Below are 15,861 nucleotides of genomic sequence, written 5' to 3' on the forward strand. Positions count from 1 at the left end.
GGTCGGAGGTCGGAGGTCGGAGGTCGGAGGTCGGAGGTCGGAGGTCGGAGGTCGGAGGTCGGAGGTCGGAGGTCGGAAGTCCGACCCCTGACCCCTGACCCCTGACCCCTGACCCCTGACCCCTGACCCCTGACCCCTGACCCCTGACCCCTGACCCCTGACCGACACTCGCCGGCTAAAGCCAGCGCTCCGCCTCCGGCTTGCTGTTGCATCCTGCACCTCGTGTGTTCGTGCATCGTGCATTCCGTGCGTGGGCGAAAGGACCGACCCACGCAGCTATCGGGAATGCTGGCCCTGCGCACGTGGCCCTGCATCTGCGAGGGGGAGAATTTCCACGTCACGCCACGCCATACCCTTCCGGCCACTCCTCTCCACTCCGCTCCCCGGCATTCGCCTCATCCCATGTCCACTCCCGGCCCCGCCCGTCTCCCCGCCCGCAAGCGCCGCTCCGCCTCCGACTCGTTGTCGGGCATCTTCGCCGTCTGCCTGGTATCCGCCCTCATGGTGGGGCTGTACTTCGGAAAGGACGTGCTGATCCCGCTCGCGCTGGCGGTGCTGATCACCTTCCTGCTGACGCCGCTGGTGAACAAGATCCAGCGCTGGATCGGCAATGTGGCGGCCACCCTCGCGGCGATGTTCCTCATCCTCGCCACCACCGTTTCGCTCGCGTGGATGGTGGGGAATCAGGCGGTGGACCTCGCGGAGCAGCTACCCGGGTACAAGGAGAATATCCGCACAAAGCTGCGCTCCTTCCAGATCCCCTCCGGCGGCGTGCTCAGCCGGCTTTCCGAGACCTTTGAGGACCTGAAGAAAGACCTGCCCGGGATGGCCGACCAGGGCGGGGAGGGCGGGGAGGGCGGGGAGGGTCAGGCGGGCGGCACTCCCACGGCGCAACAGCCGATGCCCGTGGAGGTGGTGAAGGGCGCGGGCCAGCCGGGCTCCATGGATACGGTGCAGACGATGCTCGCCCAGGTGGCCGGGCCGCTGGGCACGGGCGCGATGGTCTTCCTGCTCGCCACCTTCATGCTGCTGAAGCGCGAAGACCTGCGCTCCCGCCTGCTGCGACTCATCGGCCAGGGACGCATCAGTGCGACCACCCGGGCATTCGACGAGGCGGGCACGCGGGTGCGGAAGTACCTGCTGATGCAGCTCGTCATCAATGTGACGTACGGCATCCCGCTGGCCATCGGCCTGTATTTCATCGGCGTGCCGAATGCCGTGCTATGGGGTGCGCTGGCAGCGGGCCTGCGCTTCATCCCCTACATCGGCCCGTGGATCGCGGCGGCCTTCCCCGTGCTGCTGTCGCTGGCGGTCTCGCGGGATTGGAATACGCCGCTGCTCACCATCGGGCTCTTCGTGGTGCTGGAGCTGGTGAGCAACAACGTGCTGGAGCCGTGGCTCTATGGCACCAGCACGGGGGTCTCGCCCGTGGCGCTCATCGTCTCGGCGGTCTTTTGGACATGGATGTGGGGCACGGCGGGGCTGGTGCTTTCCACGCCCTTCACCGTGTGCCTGGTGGTGATGGGCCGCCACATCCCGCAGCTCTCCTTCCTCAGCGTGATGCTGGGCGAGGAGGAGGCACTGACCCCGGCGGACGATTGCTACCAGCGGCTGCTGCGGCAGGGTGAGCACGATGAGATGGAGCTGGCCGAGTCCTACCTGCGGACGAAGCCGCTGGCCGAGCTCTACGACAGCATGCTCATCCCCGTGATGATCGCCGCCGAGCGCGACCACCGCGACAGCTCCATCGACCGCGACCAGCGGAACCAGATCGTGCAGGCCATGGGCGAGCTCGTGGAGGATCTCTCCGAGCGCCCCACCGCGCTGGACACCGGCGTGAAGGAGGATGCCACCGCGGTGGATTGCCTGGTGAGCTGCCTGGCGGCCCGCGCCGAGCGGGACGAGATGGCCGGCAGCATGCTGGTGCATGTATTGAAGCAGCAGCGCTTCGAGGCAAAGCAGCTCCCCGCCCGCCGCGTGGTCAGCGAGATCCTCGGTGCCCTGCGCCGCGATGAGCCGGACTTGGTGTGCATCTCCGCCGTGGCCCCCTCCACCACCGGCCACGCCCGCACGCTCTGCCGCCGGGTGCGCGACGCCTTCCCCGACGTGAAGATCGCCGTGGGCCTGTGGGGAAAGGAGAGCGACATGCTGGGCGACGACACCACCTCGCTGAAGGAAGCCGGGGCGGACGAGGTCTTCACCTCCATCGCCGATATGACGGCCTACGCGAAGCGCCTCGCCTCCGCCCTCGCCCGGGAGACCGTGCCCGCCTCGCGCCCGGCGAATGAGGAGGAGCGCCTGGTCACGCTGGACGGCCTCGGCCTGGTGAATCCGGAGCGCGAGCCGGTGCTGGACCACGTGACGGCAAAGCTGGCCCGCGTCTTCGACGTGCCCATGGCGGCCATCACGCTCGTGGACCGGGACCGCCAGTGGTTCAAGTCCCACGTGGGCCTGCCCTCGGAGCTGGATGAGGAAGGCGGCACCCCGCGGGACCTCTCCATCTGCGGGCATGTCGTGGCCGCGGATGACATGGTGGTGGTGCGCGACCTCAAGCGCGACCGGCGCTTCGCGAAGAACCCCATCGTCGTGGAGCACGGCATCCGCTTCTACGCCGGAGCGCCCATCCGCGTGGCGAATGGCCAGACGATCGGCGCGCTCTGCCTGATGGACACCGAGCCGCGCCAACTGAACCGCCAGGAAAGCCGCCTGCTCCAGGCAAACGCCGCCGAGATCGCCGAAGAACTCGAACGCCTCGCGGAAGTCACCACGTGAGATGAGATCACCCGCGGGGGCGGATCGCTTTCCCGGAGGTGGAGGCTTTCCGGGAGGTGATGTTTGAATTCATGTGTTCATTCATCACCCCGCGTGATGGCCGCCATCCGGGTCCCTCGCTACTCCGCTACTCCGGTATCCTATGGATACCGGAGTAGCGGAGTAACGGAGTCCTCCACACCGCTCCGCCTGCGACTCCGCTCCGGTAGTGGAGCGGAGTTCCCTGGAAGGATCATTTCGCTTCGTAGGGGAAAGGCTTCCATCAAGCCGGTGAAGCCCTTTGCTCCGATGCTCCGCCGCGGTGTGTCCGCCGGTCGGGAGCCCGGGTCCATTCCGCTATTCCGGTATCTAAAGATATACCGGAATAGCGGAATCGCTGGCGGATTCACCGGGCAGGCGGCGTGGTGATCGACTGCCAGATCAGTGCCGCGGTCTCGATGCCGAATTCCTCATCGAGATCGTCGCGGTTCACGATGAACCAATCCTGGGTGACGGCGTGGACCCGATGCGAGGCGACGAAGAGGTCCGCCGTCCTGCGTGCCGGGGCCGGCCATTCCCGGGAGGCGGACTCGAGGTGCGCCAGCTTCCGCAGCCATCCGGTGATGAGTGCATGCCGCCCGTCGTGAGGGAGCTTCACCGAGGAGAGGTCGCATGCATTGCTGAAACTGGCGTCACGCAAGCACGCGGCCTCGAAGGAGACCTCCTTCATCCCGTTGACCCGGGGTGTGCCATATCGCTCCAGATCGTCCGGGTGGGGGAAGCCACCGCGGAACCAGACATTGCGCAGCGTGCCGGTGAAGCGGCATCGGTCGAATGACGATCCATTGAGATCGCAGCCATCCAGCTTGCAGCCGTGGAATTCGCATCCGTTGAATTCCGGGCGCACGAAGACGGCACCCCGGAAGTCCGCGGCTTCAAAGGTGCAGGATTCGAAGCGACTGCCCCTGTAGCCGATGGCGGCGTCGCGGAAGCTGCTCCTCGCGAAGGTGCAACCGGTGAAGCCGTTGCCGTGTTCCGCGATGCTGCGCAGGTCTGCGTGGTCAAATCCCGCCTCGTGGAAGGTGCATCGTTCCAGCCAGACGCCCTTCCACACGGAGGCTCCGAGATCGGCGGGAGCGAATGCGATCCTTCGCAATTGGGCGCTCCCGGGAAGCGTGAGCCCCCGGAGATCCAGCCGGCCTGCATCGGTCTCGCCGAAGGGAGACCGCATCACGGTCAGCCCGTTGCCCGACCGACCCCGGGAGACGAGGTCATCCACGAAGTCCCTGCCTGCGGCTTCCTGCCATCGGGTCCGGAGGTGTTTCATCAAAAGGGAAAGGGGTCTGCCTGCCGGAACGATGCCATCCATGATGCGGTCCCGGCAACCTCGCCCTGTGATCCCTTCGGCGGCCCCGGAGGGGGTGAGGATTTTTCCTCCTTTCCGGTATCTATAGATACCGGAAAGGAGGAAAAACCGAACCCGGCATTCCTCTTTTCCGGTGAGGCTTCATCGGAAAAAAGGAAAAGAGGAAAAGCGGAATGGGCCTGCCAGCTACCCCGGATGCAATGGCTTCAAAGGGGAAGCATTCCGGTGAAACGAGACACCCGCTGCCGTGATCCGGTGGCACTGGGGTGAGGTGAGGATTTTTCCACCTTTCCGGTATCCATAGATACCGGAAAGGTGGAAAAACCGAGCCTTGGCACTCCGATTTTCCGGTGAAGCTTCATCGGAAAAATGGAAAAGCGGAAAACGGGGGCGGACCGGTCAGCCACGCCGGTTGCGATGGCTTCGAAAGGAGAGCCTTCCGGTGAAATGAAACTCACGTCGCGAATCGGGTGGGGTGATTCGCGGGCACCGGAGGGGTGAGGACTTTTCCCGTTTTCCCGTATCTATATAGATACGGGAAAAAGGGAAAAACCGAGCCCGGCTTTCCCGCATTCCCGGATGGGCCTTACGGGAATACGGGAAAAGTGGAATGGACCGGTGGGTCGGTTAGAGCATTTCACTTTGAATTGTAGCCACCGCGCGGGCATCAGGGAGAGGAAGATCGAACCGCGAAATCCCGCGAAATTTTCTGAATCGGGATTTTCTTCCTGCCTTTGGATTTCGCGCTTTTTCGCGTCCTTTCGCGGTGAACTGAAGGCCTCGATCCATTGAGAGAGCCGACCCCAATCGTCCCGCACAAGCGGCTACGACCTTGTGTGGAATGCTCCAGGCCGAGGTGGTGTGGAGCGGTGCGTCCGGGCGGGCTGCTCGCCTTGGGCGCGGGTTGCTCTCCCGGGGTGATTGCGGGAGTTTTCGGGTGGCTTCCCCGGGCTGGTGCGGGGCTTGCGGCAGGATGCCGCAGCCACTTTTTGCGCGGTGCATCACATCGTGTGATGTCGCGGCACCTTGCTGTCCTTCATTTCATTGCACCTGGGCGACGGCCATGGCGGCGATGCCTTCGCGGCGGCCTACGAAGCCCATGGTCTCATTCGTGGTGGCCTTGATGCCCACGCGGGCGGGATCGAGGCCGAGGGCGCGACCGATGTTCTCCTTCATGGCGTCGCGATGGGGGAGGATCTTCGGGGCTTCGGCGACGAGGGTGCTGTCGATGTTCACGAGCGTGTAGCCTTGCTCGCGGCAGAGGGCGGCGGCCTTTTCGAGGATCTTCAGCGAGGAGATATTCAGGCACTCCGGATCGCCCGGCGGGAAGTAGTGGCCGATGTCCGGCAGGCCGAGCGCGCCGAGAACGGCATCCGCAATGGCATGGCAGAGGACGTCCGCATCCGAGTGGCCGTCGAGGCCATGGGTGTGCGGGATTTCCACGCCGCCGAGGATGAGCGGGCGGCCTTGCTTGAACTGATGAACGTCGTATCCGAAGCCGACCATGAGGGTAGTTGAGAGTGGGGTAGAAGTTGAGAGTGGATGGTTGAGGGTTGAGAGTTGGAGGAATCTTCGGCGGGCGTTGTTGATGAGGAGCGGGCTTTGGGTGGCTCTTGCCTTTCGCTCTCAACTCTCAACTCCGGACTCTCAACTTCTTCCTCAACTCCTCAGAGAATTTCCTCAATGGGGATCTTGCCGTTGGTGGCGACGATGGCCCAGGCGTCGGCGTCCTTGGCGGGCTCGAGCTGGACCTTTCCTCCGGCGGCCTCGACGAGGAGCTGGCCGGCGGCGATGTCCCAGAGGGAGATGCGGGACTCGATGTAGCCGTCGAGGCGGCCGCTGGCGATGTAGGCCATGCCGAGGGCGGCGCTGCCCATCATGCGCATCTTGCGGGCCTTCAGGGAGGCCTTGCGGAAGCGCTCCAGGCCGGTGCGCAGGGCTTCCTCGTCCTTGCCGCAGCCGACGAAGAGGGCGCACTCCTCGAGCCGGGTGCGCTTGCTGACGGAGATGGGGCGGCCATCGAGCATGGGGACGCCGCCTTTTTCCACCGTCCAGGTCTCGCCGACGATGGGGTCGTGGATGACGCCGACGACGACCTCGCCGGCGACGCGCAGGGCGATGGAGACGCAGAAGTGGGGGATGCCGTAGTAGAAATTCACGGTGCCGTCGATGGGATCGACGATCCACTGGCGGTCGCTGTCGGGATTCCCGCCCATGCCTTCCTCGCCGTAGAGGGCGTCGCCGGGGCGTGCGCCGAGGAGGATGTCCTCGATGAGCTTCTGGGACTCCTTGTCGAGGGCGAGCTTGATGTCGTGGTGGGTGGCTTCATCGACGGCGGCTTCGAGGCCGAAGTTCGCCTTGAGCAGCTTGCCGGCTTCCAGGGCGGCGTGGACGGTGAGTTCGAGGTCGGTCACGCCGCGGAGCGTGGCCTGCCGGGCGGACGGTGCCAAGGGGAGAAAGCGGAAGCGGCGGGGAGTGGGGGGGATTGGGGATTGGGGATTGGGGATTGGGGATTGGGGATTGGGGATTGAGGCGGGCTTCCGGCTCCGCCAAATCCGCTGGCACGCGCTTCCAGGGATGACGCCGGGGGCGATCATGCCGAGTGTAGCCAGCGCTCTGCCTGCGGTGCCGGAGAGGGTACGCGAAAGCAGGGATCCGGCGCGAACCGGATCCCTGTCGGGAAGAACAAATGATATTCAAGCACGGGGCACGCCCGTGGCACGCAAGCCTTAAGACTTGTAGCGAAGCCGCTTCTTGTGGCGGTTCTGCTTCATGCGCTTCTTGCGCTTGTGCTTGTTGATCTTCGTCTTACGGCGTTTCTTCAGCGAGCCCATGGTGGTGCTTGGTGGTTACGGTTGGATAGGAAATCGAATTCCGGTTCAGGGGACGATCTTGTTCAGAGGATACTCGATGATGCCTTCGGCACCGAGTTCCTTGAGCGTCGGGATGATGTCGCGGACGACCTTCTCGTCGATGACGGTCTCGACGGCCACCCAGCCCTCTTCGGAGAGTTGGGAAACGGTCGGCCGGCGCATCGCGGGCAGTTGGTCCAGCAGGGCGGGCAGCTTGTCCGCCGGGAGATTCATTTTCAAGCCCACCTTGTCGCGGGCTTCCAGTGCCGCCTTCAGCAGCATGGTCAGGCGCTCCATCTTCTGGCGCTTCCACGGGTCCGCGGCGGCGGCCTGGCTGGCGTAGAAGTGGGGGAAGGAGGTTAGCAGGGTATCGACGATGCGCAGCTTGTTCGCCTTGATCGAGGAGCCGGTCTCGGTGACGTCCACGATGGCGTCCACCAGGTCCGGCACCTTCACCTCCGTCGCACCCCAGGAGAATTCGACTTCGGCCTCGATGCCCTTTTCCTTCAGGTAGCGCTCGGTGATGGCGACGCCCTCGGTGGCGATGCGCTTGCCCTGGAGGTCTTCCGGCTTGCGGATGGGCGAGTCTTCCGGGACCACCAGCACCCAGTGCGTGGGGCGCGGGGTGGCGCGCGAGTAGGGGAGCTCCGTCAGATCGACGAGGCTGTCGGCGAATTCGCTGGCCCAGTCGAGGCCGGTGATGCCGCAGTCGATGAAGCCCTGGTCGATGTAGCGTGCGACTTCCTGGGCACGAATCAGATACAGATCCAGCTCGGGGTCGTTCGAGGTCGGGCGGAGGCCGCGGGAGGAGACGTACACCTCGTACCCGGCCTTCGCGAGAAGGTCGAGGGTCGGCCCTTCCAAGGAACCCTTGGGAATGGCCAGTTTCAGTGTCTTTTCAGTGGTCTCCGGCATCGCGGCGGGCGGCGGGGATAGCGGGCGCGACGCCGGGAGGCAAGGGAAGTTTTTAAAAGGCAACGGCTCGCTGGGACAAGAGGGTCGCGCGAGCCTCCGGAATCGCCTCCCGAGCGAGGTGTCCGTAGGAAATTATCGTTTCCCCCTCACCAGCGAGAGAAACTCGTCCTTCGAGTGGATCGTGATGGATTCGCCGCGGTTGATCTGTTCGAACCCGAGCCGGATCTCCGCCTGCAGTCGTGGGTTCGTGCAGGTGCGATCCGATGATGAATGAACATCGCCGGATTGATCAAACGAAGCATGGCCTTCGGAATCTGGGATGCTGCTCATGGGCGTTGGTTTCCAGTCACCGTCGCAAGTTTCGTCGAACGAAACAAGCGTGCGCAGTGATGACTTGTCCTGCCCGCCGGAGTTGTTCAGTTTCGTATCCCGATGAAAACCCACCTTCCCTTGGTATTGATCGCGTCGTTCATGGCGGCGCTGCCTGTTTCGGCTGCTTCCGGCGGCGGTCGGGGAGGGCCGGGGGAGGATCCCGGGCCGGCCCCGGGGTTGCCGGTGGAGCCTCCGGCAAAGCCCGGCCTGATCCAGACGCTGACGCACGATGACTTCAGCGGCGTCACCAGCATCACCCTCGCGCCGGGCGGGAAGCACGCCTACGCGGCCTCGTTTCACAAGGGCCTCATCACCCTGATGACCCGCCACCCGCTGACCGGGCGGCTCACGCAGGTGAAGTCCGTCACGGAAGATCACTACCTGGGCGCGGTGGCATTCCGGCTTTCAAAGGACGGCAGGCTCGGCGCTGCGTCCGCCTTCCGCTCGGCGTCGCTCATTCTTTTCAGCCGTGACCCGGATACCGGCGAACTGACCGAACTCGACCACGCCGGCGGGGCGGACAAGCCGATGGCGGGCCTCAATTTCTGCGTGGACAACGTTTTCTCGCCGGACGGGAATTTCGTCTATGCCGTGGGTGCGGACTCCATCGTCTGCTTCAAGATCGAGGCGGGAAAGCTGGTCCACGTGGAGACGCTCACCGATCCGATCGAGGCGGATGACGAGGGGAATCCCAAGCGCCCGCAGATGAGCGGCGCGCGCGGCGTGGCGGTCACGCCGGACGGGAAGGCGCTGCTCACTTCGTGGAATGGCTCCGGCACGCTGATGGTCCACACCCGCGACCAGGCGACGGGGAAGCTGACCCGACTCCAGGCCCTCTCAAATGGCGCGGGTGCCGACGCTGGATTGGAGGGCGTGATGCACGTAACCGTCAGCCCTGACGGGGCCTATGCCTACACCGCGGGCGGGAGATTCGGCGGGGAGAATGCCGTGTGTACTTTTTCCATCGAGCAAAAGACCGGACGGCTGAATTTTGTCCAGTGCCTGACGGGCAATGGCTTGCCCGCGGACTATGACGGAGGGAACGAGATCGTCGTCTCGCCGGATGGATTTCAGGTCGCGGTCGCCTGCACGCTTTCGGACTGCCTCACCCGCTTCGCCCGCGATCCGGAGAGCGGCAAGCTCATCGCCGGCAAGAGCTTCGCCTGCGGCCCGCCGGCGAATCCCGGTGCCTGTGGCGTGACCTACGACTCGACCGGGAACCAGATCCTCGTGGCCGACGAGAACTCCAGCAGCATCGTCGTCTTCCAGAACCGCTGAGGGCCAGAGTCTCTGAAAGGGAGAGCGGGAGGCTAGAGGTCTTCCTTCTCGGTGAAGTCCAGCGTGTTGATCCTGCCTGTTGCGGTGGAATGCCACGCCACCAGTTTTCCTCCGGCGGTCGCCACCTGGAGTTGTCCGTCGTGCTCCCTCAGGTGCAGCGCCCATTGCTTCACCTCCTGCGAGGTCAGGGCGATGGGGGTGTGTAGCGATTCTTCCGCGGCAAGCGATCCATCCGGCTGCTCCACGCGAAAGATAAGGTCCACCCCCACATCATCTGAATCGTCGATGATCAGCGAGGCCCGGCGTCCGTCCGAGGCGCGGAAATCGGATATTTCCTCGCGGAAATCCACATACGTTGCCGCGACGCAAACCACGCCAGCCCCGATCAGCCCGGCGAGAACCACGGTCCACGCGGGCATTCGCCGGATAAAATACACGGTAACGGCGAGGTAAAGCGCCACGCAACTGCTGGCCGCCGCTACGCAGGCGTAATAGAAGAAGTAGAATGCGGCCTCCTTCGCAGGTGAAAACCTCCAACCGGTAAGCACCGCCGCGAGGACGATGATCGCCGCCGCGAAGAGGGCCAGTTTTCTCGGGAGAGGAGGATGGTAGGGTTCGCTCGTTTCGCTCATCGGTGATCGCGATGTTTCTGGAGGCCAGTGAGTTAATGGTGGGGGGCGTGCCGAACCATCCCGAAATGGGCGGAAGCGTCTGTTAGCCATCGTTTTCCCTGCCGAAGCCCCTTGTAAATCAGTCATTTTCGGCTTGCCAATGGGGTTCTGCGGCCTAGTTTCGCCGCCCCGTTTCACCTTTCAAATCACCGGCGGGCAGTTGGAGCCCCGTGGCTCGCCGGTCCTTCCATCGGGGCAAATGTCGGAAGGAAAAGCGAAACCAAACCAACCTAACCTTAACCCCGTTAAGAACATGAGCACCAGCGTGCTTGATAACCCCGTCAATCAGGAACTCGTCGACCTCATCGATTCGAAGTTCCGCGAGTTCCGCGAAGGAACCATCGTGAAAGGCACGATCATCGAGATCCGCCCGCAAGTCGTCCTCGTCGATATCGGCTACAAGTCCGAGGGCGCCATCCCGTCGAATGAGTTCGAGGATGAAGAAATCGAAGCCGGCGACGAAGTCGAAGTGCTTCTCGAAAGGCTCGAAAACGACGAGGGCATGGTCGTCCTCTCGAAGGAAAAGGCTGCTCACAAGCAGAACTGGGAAAAGATCGTCAAGGTGTTCCAGGACGGCGGCCTCGTTCGCGGCAAGGTCAAGTCGGTCGTCAAGGGCGGTCTCACCGTCAATGTCGGCGTCGAAGCCTTCCTGCCAGGCTCGCAGGTGGACATCATCCCGCCGAAGGATCTCAACGAATACGTCGGCAACGTCTACGAATTCAAGATCGTCAAGGTCAACGACGAGCGGAAGAACATCGTTCTCTCCCGTCGCGAAGTCATCGAGGCCGAGCGCGCGGAACTCCGCCAGCACTTCCTCCAGAGCGTCAAGGTCGGCGACAAGGTCACCGGCGCGGTCAAGAACATCACCGACTTCGGTGCGTTCGTGGACCTGCAGGGCATGGACGGCCTTCTCCACATCACCGACATGTCGTGGGGCCGCATCAACCACCCTTCGGAAATGCTCGTCATCGGCCAGCCGGTCGACGTCGTCATCCTCGACGTGGACCGCGAGAAGGAGCGCGTCTCCCTCGGCCTCAAGCAGATGTCCGACAATCCTTGGGAAGACATCGAGCGCAAGTTCCCGATCGGCTCGAACGTCAAGGGCAAGGTCACCAAGCTCCTGCCCTACGGCGCGTTCATCGAACTCGAGCGCGGTGTCGAAGGCCTCGTGCACGTGTCCGAGCTTTCCTGGGTCAAGCGCATCACCCGCCCGAGCGACGTGCTCGAGCTCGGCCAGGAGATCCAGGCCGTCGTGCTCGGCATCAGCATCGAGGAGCAGAAGATCTCCCTCGGTGTCCGCCAGCTCGAGCCGAATCCATGGGACGAAATCGAAGTCCGCTACCCGATCGGTGCCACCATCAAGGGTCCGGTCCGCAATCTCACCGCCTACGGTGCGTTCGTGGAGCTGGAAGAAGGCATCGACGGCATGGTCCACGTCTCCGACATGTCCTGGACGCGCAAGATCAATCACCCCTCCGAAGTTCTCAAGAAGAACGACGAGGTGGAAGCGATCGTGCTCTCCATCGACAAGGCCAACCAGCGCGTCTCGCTCGGCCTCAAGCAGCTTGAGGACGATCCATGGAGCCACATCGACGAGCGCTTCAAGGTGGGCGACCTCGTCAAGGGCACCGTGGCGAAGATCGCATCCTTCGGCGCCTTCATCAGCCTCGATGGCGACATCGACGGCCTCATCCACATCTCGCAGCTCAGCGAGGACCACGTGGAGAAGGTGAAGGACGTGATCAAGGTGGGCGACGAAGTCGAAGCCCGCGTGATCAAGGTGGACAAGGTCGAGCGCCGCATCGGCCTCTCGATCAAGGCCGTCAACTACAGCGAAGCCGACCTCAAGAAGGAAAGCGCCAGCTTCGAAAGCCTGCGCCCGTCCTCCGAGATGGTGGGCCTCGAGCAGGCCTTCAACCTCGCCGCCTTCAAGGCCGAGGAGTGGAGCCCGTCCGAAGACTGAGACCATCGGTCAGAATGATTCCAGAAGCCGGGAGGGAAACCTCCCGGCTTTTTCGTTTCCACGGGGCTGGAAGTCCCTGCTTGTGAGGAATCCGTGGATGGTTCAGGCTGAGGGATAGTGAAGTGGCCCAAGACACCTTTCGCGTTCTCGCTTGCGCTTCTGGCCGGGGTTTTCCTGGCGGTGACCCAGAGGCCGGGGCCGGGGGAGCGTGGATTGGCGGACGCGACGAAAACGGGGGAGCGTGGGCATTCCATCTCGGCTGTTAGGGCGGGTGAGCCGGGGCGGGAGGAGGCCGGTGGTGACGGGAGTGGTGATTTCGAAGGGCGGGCGTGGCAGCCGGATGGCGTGGTGCCATCCGGAGTGGCGGCGGGTGCGATGCCCACGGCGGAGGAGGTCGCGGCGAGGAAGCAGGCGGCGCTTGAGGAAGTGCTCGCGGCCATCGATGCGAATCCGAAGCTGACCCGCGAGCAGGGCGACCGCCTTGCGCGCTACGCGGGCCAGCTCGCCACGGCAGGCACGCCGCGGGTGCAGTGTTGGTCGCGGGAGACTCCGGTGGAAATCGTGCAGGCCTACCTGATGGCTGAGCAAAAGATCGCGGCGGCGGGCAGCTACGAGACGAATGCGCTGCGCGTGGCGACGCGCTGGTCCCGCACCGCCACGAATGGCAGCGGCCAGGGATCGCAGGGCACGCCGGTGACGCTCACCTGGAGCATCGTCCCGGATGGCACGGCCATCGCCGCGAGCGATGTGAAGGACACCTCCGACCCCAGCAACCTCCGCGCGCGGCTCGCGGCGATCTATGGCGGCAGTGCTTCCGGCAATCCGCAGGACCAGCCGTGGTTCCCGGTCTTCCAGTCGGTCTTCGACAATCTGGCGGCGATCTCCGGGCTGCGCTTCGTCTATGAGCCGGCGGACGATGGCGTGGCCATCGATGGCAGCACGAGCAGCGCCGACTGGGGCAGCCTCGGCATCCGCGGGGACATCCGCCTGAGCGGCCACCTCATCGACGGGAACAACAACACGCTCGCCTACGCCTACTACCCGGAGAATGGCGACGTGGTCATCGATACGGGCGACAATTACATCTCGAACACGAGCAGCGATTCCATCCGCCTGCGCAATATTCTGGAGCACGAGATCGGCCACTCGCTCGGCCTCGCCCACGTCTGCCCCGTGGATTTCACGAAGCTGATGGAGCCCTACATCAATCTCAACTTCACCGGCAGCCAGTACGACGACATCTACTCGCACCAGCGGAACTACGGCGATCCGCTGGAAGTACACGGCACCGTCCGCAACAACGACACCCCGGCGAATGCCACGCCCATCGCGCTGGTGCCCGGCGTGACCTCCGCGTGGCAATGGCTGAGCATCGATGACAACGGGGACACCGATCACTTCTCCTTCACCGCGCCGGCGGAGCATCAGGTGACCGTGCGCGTCATCCCCTCGGACCCCATCCTGCCGAATGACCCGGCGACGGACACCTATCTGGAGGGCGAGCAGCTTTCCTCCGGCACCTGCAGCACCGGGACGGCCTTTGACCCCACCTCGCAGCAGGACCTGGTGCTGGACCTGCTGGCGGCGAACGGGACCACGGTGCTGGCCTCCGCGCCGGTGCAGCCGGCCGGGGTGACGGAGGCGATCCAGGCCTTCCGGCTCACCACCGCGGGCACGCGCTACATCCGCGTGCGCGGCGGGACGAATGACCGGGCGCAGCTCTACCGGCTGGAGGTTCTGTTAGAGAATGCCGCGCCCGCGCCTGCCCTCTCGGTTGCTTCCATGCGGCTCGATGCGGAGTCGAACAGCGGGGAGAATGGCGTGCCGGATTCCGGCGAGACCATCCGGCTGGGCATCACGCTGGCAAATGCCGGGACCCTCGCGGCCACGGACCTGACGGCCACCCTGTCCGGTCCGGCGGGTGTCACGATTTTCCAGGGCACCGGGAGCTATGGCACGCTGGCGGCGGGTGCGTCGGCGGAGCGCCTGTTCACCTTCGCGCTCACCGGGTCGGTCGGGCAGACGGTCGCGCTGCAGCTCACGGTGAATGCGACGGGATACTCGGTGGTGCTGCCGGTGTCGGTGACCATCGGCGCGGGACTCGGCGCGCCGTCGCTTGATGAGCGCTTCGATGGTGGCAGCAGCTTGCCCGCGGGCTGGACCCAGTCGGTCACCGGGGTGGGCAGCCCGTGGGTGGTGTCGTCGGCGCGCTCCGCCAGCGGGCCGAACTCGGTGTTCTCCGCCTCCGTCTTTCCGAATGGCGAGGCGCTGCTGGCATCTCCTACGGTCATAGTAGGTGCGGGCGGCGGCATCGTGGAATTCGCGCACCTCTACCTGCTGGAGACCTCGCGTGACGGCGGCGTGATCGAGGCATCGCGGAATGGCGGCGCGTGGTTCGACCTCATGACATCGTCCGCAGCCACGGTGCTGGCGGGCGACTACAACGGGACCATCACGTCGAACTCCAGCTCCACGATCCGCGGGCGCCGGGCATTCACCGGGAGCGCCACCGGCTTCGTCACCACGCGGGTGAGGCTGCCGCAGGCGTGGGCCGGGGAGCAGGTGGCCGTCCGCTGGCGGCTGGTGCACAACAGCGGCACGGCGGTGACGGGCTGGAATGTGGATGATGTGAAATTCCGCGCGCTTCCCTCCACCGATCCCTTCCGCCCGCGACTCTCCCTCTCAGCATCCGGGACATCGCTCTCGGAGACGGACCCGTCCGCTAGGATCACGCTGACCGTCTCCACGCCGCTGCCGCTGGTGCAGGATGTGGTGGTGGTGCCGGAGCTTTCCGGCACGGCGAGCGCGGAGGACTTCGACGGGCCCATCGCCATCACTTTGCCCGCGGGTCAGACGAGTGCCTCGATGGAGGTGGGCGTCGTGCTGGATTCACTGGTGGAGGGCGAGGAGACGGCGGTGCTGTCGCTGCCCTCGTCGGCGTCCGCCTTTGCCGCCACGGCTCCTGTCTTCGTCTCGCTCGGGATCGCGGACGCGCCGGTGCTGCCTGCGGCGATCCATTTCTCCGGGCTCGCGACCACCTACGATGGGAATGCGAAGTCCGCGGGCGTGACCACCGACCCGGGCGGGCTCGCCGTATCCGTGACCTATGACGGGTCCGCCACGCCGCCGGTGAATGCGGGCAGCTATGCGGTGGTGGCCACCATCACCACGCCGGGCTACGCGGGCAGCGCGAGTGGCACGCTGGTCATCGGCTCCGCCTACACCGCATGGATCGCGAGCTTCGCCGATCCGGACGACCCGCTGGCCGCGGCCTCCGCGGATCTGGATGGCGATGGCTGGGACAATGCGGGCGAATATACCTTTGGCACCCGGCCGGATGACCCGGCGTCGATCCCGCGCCTCGAGCCCGTGGTGAATGCGGGCGCGCTCCAGCTTCTCCTGCCCGATCCGCCGCCCGGCATCGGGCGGTGGGCGGAGACCTCCACGGACCTCCGCACGTGGACATCGGCGGGCGTCGTGGAGATCCCTGGCGGCTACGAGGTCGTGCGCGATGCCGGCGCGCGCTTCATCCGCATCCACTACGAGGTGGTGAATTGAATGCGGCTATTTTCCGCCCCGGAGAAAGAAGACGCATTCCGCCACGTCCTTGGATGATTGCGACATGGCCGAAAGGAAACGTCCGTGGAAAGCGTTCTCCGCTGCCATTTCGCATGCTTGCCATGCCATGTACCC

At 64.8% G+C, this 15,861-nt stretch carries 11 protein-coding genes; 4 read left to right on the forward strand and 7 right to left on the reverse strand.

Annotated elements, in window-relative coordinates; genetic code table 11:
- The first annotated feature begins 402 nt into the window (after positions 1 to 402).
- Positions 403 to 2,772 (forward strand): AI-2E family transporter, encoded by a 2,370-nt coding sequence (locus tag OKA04_RS23640; protein ID WP_264503703.1) that lies wholly within the window; start codon positions 403 to 405, stop codon positions 2,770 to 2,772.
- Between the two features lie 385 nt (positions 2,773 to 3,157).
- Here the strand turns inward: OKA04_RS23640 and OKA04_RS23645 are convergent, their stop codons facing one another.
- The 6 genes from OKA04_RS23645 to OKA04_RS23670 form a co-directional block, all read right to left on the reverse strand.
- The gene (locus OKA04_RS23645) at positions 3,158 to 4,078 is read right to left on the reverse strand and encodes a pentapeptide repeat-containing protein (RefSeq protein WP_264503704.1); all 921 of its coding nucleotides are present in this window, start codon (positions 4,076 to 4,078) and stop codon (positions 3,158 to 3,160) included.
- A gap of 1,080 nt (positions 4,079 to 5,158) precedes the next feature.
- On the reverse strand, positions 5,159 to 5,623 hold the full coding sequence (gene ispF, locus OKA04_RS23650; RefSeq protein WP_264503705.1) for a 2-C-methyl-D-erythritol 2,4-cyclodiphosphate synthase: 465 nt from the start codon (positions 5,621 to 5,623) through the stop codon (positions 5,159 to 5,161).
- A gap of 161 nt (positions 5,624 to 5,784) precedes the next feature.
- Positions 5,785 to 6,567, reverse strand: coding sequence for an inositol monophosphatase family protein (locus OKA04_RS23655; RefSeq protein ID WP_264503706.1), 783 nt, complete (start codon positions 6,565 to 6,567; stop codon positions 5,785 to 5,787).
- Between the two features lie 279 nt (positions 6,568 to 6,846).
- Complete coding sequence (locus tag OKA04_RS23660; protein WP_169454664.1) at positions 6,847 to 6,951, reverse strand: AURKAIP1/COX24 domain-containing protein; 105 nt, start codon at positions 6,949 to 6,951, stop codon at positions 6,847 to 6,849.
- 45 nt (positions 6,952 to 6,996) lie between these two features.
- Positions 6,997 to 7,884, reverse strand: coding sequence for an ATP phosphoribosyltransferase (hisG, locus tag OKA04_RS23665; protein ID WP_264503707.1), 888 nt, complete (start codon positions 7,882 to 7,884; stop codon positions 6,997 to 6,999).
- A gap of 132 nt (positions 7,885 to 8,016) precedes the next feature.
- On the reverse strand, positions 8,017 to 8,328 hold the full coding sequence (locus OKA04_RS23670) for a hypothetical protein (protein WP_264503708.1): 312 nt from the start codon (positions 8,326 to 8,328) through the stop codon (positions 8,017 to 8,019).
- Here OKA04_RS23670 and OKA04_RS23675 point away from each other — a divergent pair.
- Entirely contained in the window at positions 8,317 to 9,534 is a 1,218-nt protein-coding gene (locus OKA04_RS23675; RefSeq protein ID WP_264503709.1) for a lactonase family protein, read from the forward strand. The two genes, OKA04_RS23670 and OKA04_RS23675, sit on opposite strands and share 12 nt — an antisense overlap.
- 32 nt (positions 9,535 to 9,566) lie before the next feature.
- Here OKA04_RS23675 and OKA04_RS23680 read toward each other — a convergent pair whose 3' ends face one another.
- Positions 9,567 to 10,166 carry a hypothetical protein gene (locus tag OKA04_RS23680; RefSeq protein WP_264503710.1) on the reverse strand — a complete coding sequence of 200 codons (600 nt, stop codon included), beginning with the start codon at positions 10,164 to 10,166 and terminating at the stop codon, positions 9,567 to 9,569.
- Positions 10,167 to 10,458: 292 nt separating this feature from the next.
- On the opposite strand from OKA04_RS23680, the gene rpsA reads away from it, so the two are divergent.
- On the forward strand, positions 10,459 to 12,168 hold the full coding sequence (gene rpsA / locus OKA04_RS23685) for a 30S ribosomal protein S1 (RefSeq protein WP_264503711.1): 1,710 nt from the start codon (positions 10,459 to 10,461) through the stop codon (positions 12,166 to 12,168).
- Positions 12,169 to 12,348: 180 nt separating this feature from the next.
- On the forward strand, positions 12,349 to 15,726 hold the full coding sequence (locus OKA04_RS23690) for an MBG domain-containing protein (protein WP_264503712.1): 3,378 nt from the start codon (positions 12,349 to 12,351) through the stop codon (positions 15,724 to 15,726).
- Positions 15,727 to 15,861: the final 135 nt, after the last annotated feature.

Source organism: Luteolibacter flavescens, from assembly GCF_025950085.1.
GTDB lineage: Bacteria > Verrucomicrobiota > Verrucomicrobiia > Verrucomicrobiales > Akkermansiaceae > Haloferula > Haloferula flavescens.

Bases quoted from the DNA above. Each gene is read 5' to 3' on its own strand.
- OKA04_RS23640 (WP_264503703.1), top strand. From the start codon at position 403: ATGTCCACTCCCGGCCCCGCCCGTCTCCCCGCCCGCAAGCGCCGCTCC.
- OKA04_RS23645 (WP_264503704.1), bottom strand. From the start codon at position 4,078: ATGAAACACCTCCGGACCCGATGGCAGGAAGCCGCAGGCAGGGACTTC.
- ispF (WP_264503705.1), bottom strand. From the start codon at position 5,623: ATGGTCGGCTTCGGATACGACGTTCATCAGTTCAAGCAAGGCCGCCCG.
- OKA04_RS23660 (WP_169454664.1), bottom strand. From the start codon at position 6,951: ATGGGCTCGCTGAAGAAACGCCGTAAGACGAAGATCAACAAGCACAAG.
- hisG (WP_264503707.1), bottom strand. From the start codon at position 7,884: ATGCCGGAGACCACTGAAAAGACACTGAAACTGGCCATTCCCAAGGGT.
- OKA04_RS23675 (WP_264503709.1), top strand. From the start codon at position 8,317: ATGAAAACCCACCTTCCCTTGGTATTGATCGCGTCGTTCATGGCGGCG.
- OKA04_RS23680 (WP_264503710.1), bottom strand. From the start codon at position 10,166: ATGAGCGAAACGAGCGAACCCTACCATCCTCCTCTCCCGAGAAAACTG.
- rpsA (WP_264503711.1), top strand. From the start codon at position 10,459: ATGAGCACCAGCGTGCTTGATAACCCCGTCAATCAGGAACTCGTCGAC.